Annotated in this window: 6 protein-coding genes, 2 tRNA genes and 1 other annotated feature; of the genes, 2 read left to right on the forward strand and 6 right to left on the reverse strand. The window is 45.3% G+C overall.

Annotated elements, in window-relative coordinates; translation table 11 throughout:
* Positions 1-240: 240 nt before the first annotated feature.
* A complete protein-coding gene (gene alsR, locus OA57_RS10055) occupies positions 241-1,098 on the reverse strand; it encodes a transcriptional repressor AlsR (protein WP_268746709.1) in 858 nt (285 codons plus the stop codon).
* Between the two features lie 143 nt (positions 1,099-1,241).
* A complete protein-coding gene (miaB, locus tag OA57_RS10060) occupies positions 1,242-2,675 on the reverse strand; it encodes a tRNA (N6-isopentenyl adenosine(37)-C2)-methylthiotransferase MiaB (RefSeq protein WP_034617112.1) in 1,434 nt (477 codons plus the stop codon).
* Between the two features lie 207 nt (positions 2,676-2,882).
* Here miaB and OA57_RS10065 point away from each other — a divergent pair, with 207 nt between their 5' ends.
* Positions 2,883-4,055: an FAD-dependent monooxygenase gene (locus tag OA57_RS10065; RefSeq protein ID WP_034617114.1), complete on the forward strand. Its 1,173-nt coding sequence runs from the start codon at positions 2,883-2,885 to the stop codon at positions 4,053-4,055.
* A gap of 15 nt (positions 4,056-4,070) precedes the next feature.
* Here the strand turns inward: OA57_RS10065 and OA57_RS10070 are convergent, their stop codons facing one another.
* On the reverse strand, positions 4,071-5,477 hold the full coding sequence (locus OA57_RS10070) for a multicopper oxidase domain-containing protein (RefSeq protein ID WP_034617116.1): 1,407 nt from the start codon (positions 5,475-5,477) through the stop codon (positions 4,071-4,073).
* Positions 5,478-5,491: 14 nt separating this feature from the next.
* Positions 5,492-6,211: a 1-acylglycerol-3-phosphate O-acyltransferase gene (locus OA57_RS10075; protein WP_034617119.1), complete on the reverse strand. Its 720-nt coding sequence runs from the start codon at positions 6,209-6,211 to the stop codon at positions 5,492-5,494.
* A 118-nt stretch (positions 6,212-6,329) separates the two neighbouring features.
* Between OA57_RS10075 and lpxH the strand changes: the two genes are divergently transcribed.
* Entirely contained in the window at positions 6,330-7,055 is a 726-nt protein-coding gene (gene lpxH / locus OA57_RS10080; protein WP_034617121.1) for a UDP-2,3-diacylglucosamine diphosphatase, read from the forward strand.
* Between the two features lie 40 nt (positions 7,056-7,095).
* On the opposite strand, the gene OA57_RS10085 is transcribed toward lpxH, so the two are convergent.
* Together OA57_RS10085 and OA57_RS10090 are read right to left on the reverse strand one after the other, a co-directional pair.
* Positions 7,096-7,171: transfer RNA gene (locus OA57_RS10085), tRNA-Trp, on the reverse strand.
* An 11-nt stretch (positions 7,172-7,182) separates the two neighbouring features.
* Positions 7,183-7,259: transfer RNA gene (locus OA57_RS10090), tRNA-Asp, on the reverse strand.
* Positions 7,260-7,271: 12 nt separating this feature from the next.
* Positions 7,272-7,359: a sequence feature (5S ribosomal RNA rRNA prediction is too short), on the reverse strand.
* Between the last annotated feature and the right edge of the window lie 56 nt (positions 7,360-7,415).

Here is a 7,415-nt window from a genome sequence, read left to right on the forward strand (position 1 = left end):
CTCAGGCATTACTTTATATAAAATATAATTTTGTACAGATAATGGTACTTATAGCACTAAAAAAGAATAAAAAAAGCGATCAACTTCACAAATTTAATATTTTTGTGAAGTTGATCTGTAAATAGTAACTAATCAAGCTAAAACAATTATAATTCACTAAAAATTGGCTTTTAAATATAGAAGGGAATAAATAGAATACAGATCAAGGAGTTATCTAAAGCATTATATAACTATCACAACCTATTTCTGACGAAAATAATCAGTAATATGTGATGTTTTTTCTAAGTTGATTTCAGAGAATTCCATATTTTGTAGGGCGACAGAGACAAAAAAAGCATCTACCAAGATCAATTGAAGGATACGCGCTGAAGCATTTTTACCGAGCAGAGGTGTGTCCGGAGCAGGCGTACAAATAATAAAATCAGACAGATCGGCAATTGGCGAAGTATAACTATGTGTAATGCAAATGATTTTTGTACCATTCTTTCTTGCAACACTAACAGCTTCCAGTAGATCACTTGTTTTCCCGGAATGGGAAACCACCACCACGACATCTTCTTCCGACAACATTGAAGCTGACATCATCATAAGGTGAATATCCCGATATGTATTACAACGAATACCTAACCTTAGAAATTTATGTGCGATGTCATCTGTTACGCTACTTGAACCACCAGCAGCATAAAGATCCCGATTTTTTGCATAAAAAAAACATTTTGCTGCATCCTCTATGACCTTAGAATCAACTATTGATTTTCCTTCCTTGATCGTCTGCAATGAAATATCGAATACTTTGTGTACCAACTCATGCACAGTATTATTTTCAGAAAGCTCAATATTAATGGCATTTTTATCATGAAAATAAAGAGAGAGATTTGCTCTTAAATCACGAAAGCCACTAAAACCCAGTAATTTTGCGACCTTGACGACTAAGGCTTCGGAGACTGACAAGCTTTGTGCCACAGTATGAAGTGCAGTTTTATTGGTTAAATTTTTCGGATTGAGCACCCACTCCACAATTTTCTTTTCAGTCAATGTCATATTTTCTTGAATCATTCTGATTCGTGGAATTAATGATTCAGATTTTCTACTGTTCAATCAAGTAATCTCCATGAGTATTATCCATTGTTCTTTTTATATATAACACTTTACCACACTCGATACCTAGAACTGCCTCACAAAAATTTTATCTACCATAAAAATAGCCTGTTATTAACAGGCTATTTAGCTTAATTCCATGGTCAATTACCATTAACTACATACTTCCCGACCCCGAGTTCATCTTCCTGACGGGTACGTTGAATTACGCTTTGCGGGCTTTGCTGTATGCGCAGCCCCATTTGATCTTCAGTGCGCACCACTTCGCCGCGCAGCGAGTTGGTCCAGACATCGGTGATTTTAATATCGACAAATTTGCCGATCATGTCCGGAGTACCGGCAAAGTTAACAATACGGTTGGTTTCGGTGCGGCCGGTGAGTTCCATCACATCTTTTTTGGACGGTCCTTCAACCAATACCCGTTGTTCTGTTCCCAACATTTTGCGGCTGTACTGCATAGCTTGCTGGGTGATACGTTGCTGTAGCAGATATAACCGCTCTTTTTTCTCGTCTTCACCGACATTGTCGGGCATGTCTGCCGCCGGGGTTCCCGGACGTGCGGAATAAATAAAACTAAAGCTCATATCAAAATTCACTTGCGCAATCAGATCCATGGTTTGCTGGAAATCCTCTTTACTTTCCCCCGGAAAACCGATAATAAAATCGGAGCTGATCTGAATCTCAGGCCGTACTTTGCGCAGCTTGCGAATAATTGATTTATACTCAAGTGCGGTATGATTCCGCTTCATCATGGTCAATACGCGATCGGAACCGCTTTGCACCGGCAAATGCAGAAAACTGACCAGCTCCGGCGTATCGCGGTACACATCAATGATGTCGTCGGTAAATTCAATCGGGTGACTGGTTGTAAAACGCAGGCGATCAATCCCGTCAATCGCCGCCACTAAACGCAATAATTCGGCAAAAGTACAGATCCCGCCGTCAAATGTCGCCCCACGGTAGGCATTCACGTTCTGCCCCAGCAAATTGACTTCCCGCACGCCCTGCTCCGCCAGCTGTGCAATTTCAAACAATACATCGTCCGCCGGACGGCTGACTTCCTCGCCGCGAGTATAAGGCACGACACAGAACGAACAGTATTTATTGCAGCCTTCCATAATCGAAACAAATGCGGTCGGGCCTTCCGCTTTCGGTTCAGGCAAGCGGTCGAATTTTTCGATTTCCGGAAAACTGACGTCGACAACCGCACTTTTTCCGCCCCGAATTTGATTCAGCATTTCCGGTAAGCGATGCAATGTTTGCGGACCAAAAATAATATCGACATAAGGCGCACGATCCCGAATATGCGCCCCTTCCTGAGAAGCCACACATCCGCCCACGCCAATCACTAGTTTCGGATTGGATTTTTTCAAATCTTTCCAACGCCCTAATTGGTGAAACACTTTCTCTTGTGCTTTTTCACGAATCGAACAGGTGTTCAGTAGTAAAACATCGGCTTCTTCCGCCTGTTCCGTCAGTTCAAACCCGTGCGTACTGTTTAATAAATCCGCCATTTTTGATGAATCGTATTCATTCATCTGGCAGCCCCAGGTTTTAATGTGTAATTTTTGTGTCATCTTTATTTCTTCGTTAGGCCGCGGCTTAACCGCACTTTGATCAACATGGGAAACCGTAGCGCGTGTTTGCGATCCGGTTTAAAGTGGCGCTATTTTACAGATTTGCATGATTGCTGACCAGTAAAAAACCGATTTTATTTGTGATTTGCTTTAGAAAACGGGCGGCGACAGGTAAAATAGTCGGCAAACAAACGGGACGAGGTGGATATGGTTCATCAAAAAGAGATAATTGTCGTCGGGGGCGGAATGGTCGGTTCCGCCGCTGCGCTCGGTCTGGCACGCTTGGGGGTGAATGTTCACCTTATCGAACGTGCGGCACTGCCGCACTTTGAACCCGGACAGGCTTACGATATTCGAATTTCCGCCATCAGTGCCGCTTCCGTCAATCTACTGAACGCATTACAGGCCTGGCCGAAAATTGCCGCTATGCGCACTTGTCCTTACCGCCGTTTGGAAACGTGGGAAATCGACGGATTTTCAACGCAGTTTCACGCCCAAGATCTCGGCTTGTCCGAACTGGGCTACATGGTGGAAAACAATCTGATCCAGCTCGGATTATGGCAAACCTTTGCCGATTATCCGAATTTGACCTATAGCGTAAACCGTGATATTCGAGCGGCACAAAAGTGCGGTCATGACTGGCAGATTAGCGTAAGCGGTGGGGAGCGCTACGCCGCACCGCTGTTATTGGCGTGCGACGGCGCAAACTCTAAGCTGCGCCAACTGGCCGGAATCGGCCTGAGCGGTTGGCAATATCGCCAAAGTTGTCTATTGATTCTGGTTGATACCGCACTTGAACAGCAGGATATTACTTGGCAGCAATTTTTCCCGACAGGTCCGCGTGCGTTTCTACCGCTGCCGGGGAACCAAGCCTGTTTGGTTTGGTACGACAGCCCGGAACGCATTCGTCACTTACAACAATTGCCGCTGGTGAGCCTTAATCATGAAATCCAACACGCCTTTCCCGCCCGATTGGGCGAAGTGAAAAGTAAAACCACCGCTTCATTTGCTCTCACCCGCCGCCATGCGCAAACGTATTTTAAAAACGGCATCGCTTTGCTCGGCGACGCCGCTCACACAATTAATCCGCTAGCCGGACAAGGTGTCAATTTAGGGTTTAAAGATGTCAAAGTCTTGTTAGATGTCATCGCCGAGGCGCAAAAGTGCGGTCAAACGATAACCGATGAGGCGGTATTGAGGCGTTATTCGCGTTTGCGCACACCGGATAACGTATTGATGCAAACAGGCATGGATCTGTTCTACAAGAGCTTCAAAGAAACGCACTTACCGCTCAAAATTTTGCGTAATGCGGCGTTAGTCGCAATCGATAAAGCTCTGCCAATCAAAAAACAGGCGTTGAAATATGCACTGGGACTGTGACTTGCATCACCATGCCTATTGCACAACCAACATGCCCATACAGCCTTTATCCGCCAGCATTAAATCACTGCTGCCGAAGGTAAAAGGATAGGTATTGGACGAGGTGTGATCAAATTTGACCAAAATGGAAAGATTGCCGTTCACCCAAACCGTATCACGCCAGCTCAACTGGGAGACATCAACCGGCAGTCCGTTGAAAGATTCCAGCATAAATTTCGCCCCTTGCACGCTAAATCCGATCGGCGCGGTTGCGGTTAAATTCCAACGTTCATACGAACCTAGTTTCGCATTAACATCTACACGACGGGGATCGAATTTTTGCTGATTAATTAAGGCATTATCTACATCAATAAAAAATTCCCGCTGTCGGGCGACCTCAACCTGCAATGAAAGCTGTTCGGCCCGCTGAAAATCCGGCTGCTGATTGAATACCGACACCAAACCGTCCGGTCGCAATGTCAATACCGTATTATCCGACAGCTCATCGTCGTCGGCAAACCACATACTGAATTTATCCAAAAAACCACGTTTCTCGCCACTAATTAACGATACTGCGCCGCCTTCATTCAAATCGACCAAGATTTCCGCCCGCTCGCCCGGCGGGACAAAAATCGACCGCACTTCACGCAATTGCGGTAAAAATCCGAGACTGCCTGCCAAAATCAGCATACTGCGCCCGTCGTCCAGACTGAGCTGATAGCTGCGTGAAACCGAGGCATTCAAGATTCGCAGCCGCACCCAACCGCGCGCCACATTCAAATACGGCGCTTCACCGCCATTAACAAATAAACGGTTGCCCAAAAACTGTTGCTGGTTCAGATTAAACAATTGTTCGCCCTGACTGTTTAGACTGAGATCCTGTAAAATTAACGGAATATCGTTGATACCGTATTTATTCGGTAAGCGTGCTTTCAGACTTTCGGCATCATCAATCAGCCACATTCCCGCTAAGCCGCGATAAACCTGATAGGCGGAGTGCGCAAGGGTATCAGCATGATACCAACAGGTTGCCGCCGGTTGTGTAATCGGCACAATCGGCGCCCAAGACGCCGCAGCTTGAAACTGCCGCCCTACGCCGCCATACAATTCTCCGTTCACCTGCAAGCCCTGTAAACTGATGGAGATCGCTTGCGGCAATTGATTATGATAATTCAGTCGGACAAAATCGCCCTGTTTACAGCGTACTGTCGGCCCTAAATAAAGTCCGTTAAAACCCCAAGTCTCGACTTTCTTCTCATCATCGAAAAATCGCTTGCTACTGCCCATTGAAAGCAGTACCGGCCGACCACGCCCGACATCCAACAACGGCGGAATATAGAGCGGCGACTGCGCCGCAGCGACGGCAAACGACGGTAATACCGCACTTGCACCAAGTGCGGTTGCACTTTTCAGTAAACGCCTACGAGATAAGCCAAACTGCATTCCAAACCAATCCTCTATTGTTGTGCCAGCTCTTGATCAAGCCGTTCAATTGTTTGCTTCATCACATCATGGCAATGGGCGGCAAGCTCACGGACATTCTCACGGCTATAGCCTGATGTCTCAATCGGCGGTAACATTTCGCAAATCACTTTTCCGTTGTTCCAACGGTTCAGGTTGATTTTATTATGCAAATTGCTACAGCAAACCGGCACAATCGGCACACCCGCCGCAATGGCGGCATGAAACGCGCCGGTTTTAAACGGCAACAGCCCCCTGCCACGACTACGAGTGCCCTCCGGAAACATCCAAATAGAGAGATTATCCTGATGAATGCGCTTTGCCAGTTCCCCCATTGTTGAATGGGCTTTGCTCTTATTGTCGCGATCCAGCAAAATATTCCCACTCGCCCAGTACAAAATGCCGAAAAAAGGAATAAACAATAAACTTTTTTTACCGACACTGACCGTACGCGGCCTAACCATATACGCCATCGTCACCATATCGTAATTATTCTGATGGTTGCCGATATAAATACAAGGGCCGTTATGACTTGCATTTGCTGCAAAACGGTGTTCTACTTCAACGCCGAATAATGGATGCAAACGCCCGAACCAACGAGCAACAACACCGACATTACTCGGATTTTTGAAGCGGATAAGCGAATAAACCGTTCCGAATAAACAGATAAAAAGTGCGGCAAAAATCACCGCTATCACACGTAACAATAATAACATATACTCTTTTCCTCAAATTTTGCTAGAGTATAGCGAAAATAGAAAAATATGTGTATCGAATCGATCGTCATTCCTTAAAAAACCCGACGATTTTCAGTTTAACCGGAACAGCCATTACATGAAAAAAACGTATTTTATTGCCGATCTTCATTTAAGCGAACAGCAACCGCACTTGACCGAATTATTTCAACATTTTATGCAAACGGAAGCCGTTCGTGCCGATGCGTTGTATATTTTAGGAGATCTATTTGATTTTTGGATTGGCGATGACGAACGTTCCGTGTTATCAACGTTAGTGCAAACTGAAATCAAAAAGCTGACTGAGCAGGGAATCAGCGTTTATTTTCAGCATGGTAATCGTGATTTCCTACTTGGCAAAGGCTTTGCACGAAAGTGCGGTCTGATTTTATTGCCCGAATATCACGTTATCAACTTGTACGGAACGCCGACCCTGCTTTGCCATGGCGATACCTTATGCATTGATGATGTAAACTATCAAGAATACCGAAAAAAAGTACATAATATCTGGCGACAGCGGCTTTTTCTCTGCCTACCGCTATTCATCCGTTTACAACTCGCCAATAAAATCAGAAGTAAAAGCCAACAACAAAAAACGGAAAAATCGTTTGAGATTATGGACGTCAATCAGGATTTTGTAAATCAGACAATGCAACGCTTTAACGTCACACAGTTGATTCACGGCCATACACATCGCCAAGCCGTACATTTGGTGAATGATACACAAAACCGCACTTTAACGCGCATCGTGCTTAGTGATTGGCGCAACAGTGCGCCATATTTGCTATATTCCGAACAGGGATATGCGTTTAACGAACTAAAATAGGAATACAAGCAGTAAAAAAATAAAAATAGATTGGAAATTATGGCAGGGGCGGAGAGGCTCGAACTCCCAACACCCGGTTTTGGAGACCGGTGCTCTACCAATTGAACTACGCCCCTAAATTGTGAGTTGGCGGAATGGACGGGACTCGAACCCGCGACCCCCTGCGTGACAGGCAGGTATTCTAACCAGCTGAACTACCACTCCGCTGAAATTGATAATTGGTAGTGACCTACTCTCACATGGGGAGACCCCACACTACCATCGGCGTGGAATCAGGTGGCTCTGTTGCACTATAGCTACCAAAATTTTTATTTTCTAAATAAACTCTGCTTTAAGTTTACTTAGAAAATAATATCCGGC

This window comes from Chelonobacter oris, assembly GCF_000772535.1.
Lineage (GTDB): Bacteria > Pseudomonadota > Gammaproteobacteria > Enterobacterales > Pasteurellaceae > Chelonobacter > Chelonobacter oris.

Excerpts from the sequence above, each read along its gene's own strand:
- OA57_RS10070 (WP_034617116.1), bottom strand. The coding sequence starts at position 5,477 with ATGCAGTTTGGCTTATCTCGTAGGCGTTTACTGAAAAGTGCAACCGCA.
- lpxH (WP_034617121.1), top strand. The coding sequence starts at position 6,330 with ATGAAAAAAACGTATTTTATTGCCGATCTTCATTTAAGCGAACAGCAA.
- OA57_RS10075 (WP_034617119.1), bottom strand. The coding sequence starts at position 6,211 with ATGTTATTATTGTTACGTGTGATAGCGGTGATTTTTGCCGCACTTTTT.
- miaB (WP_034617112.1), bottom strand. The coding sequence starts at position 2,675 with ATGACACAAAAATTACACATTAAAACCTGGGGCTGCCAGATGAATGAA.
- OA57_RS10065 (WP_034617114.1), top strand. The coding sequence starts at position 2,883 with ATGGTTCATCAAAAAGAGATAATTGTCGTCGGGGGCGGAATGGTCGGT.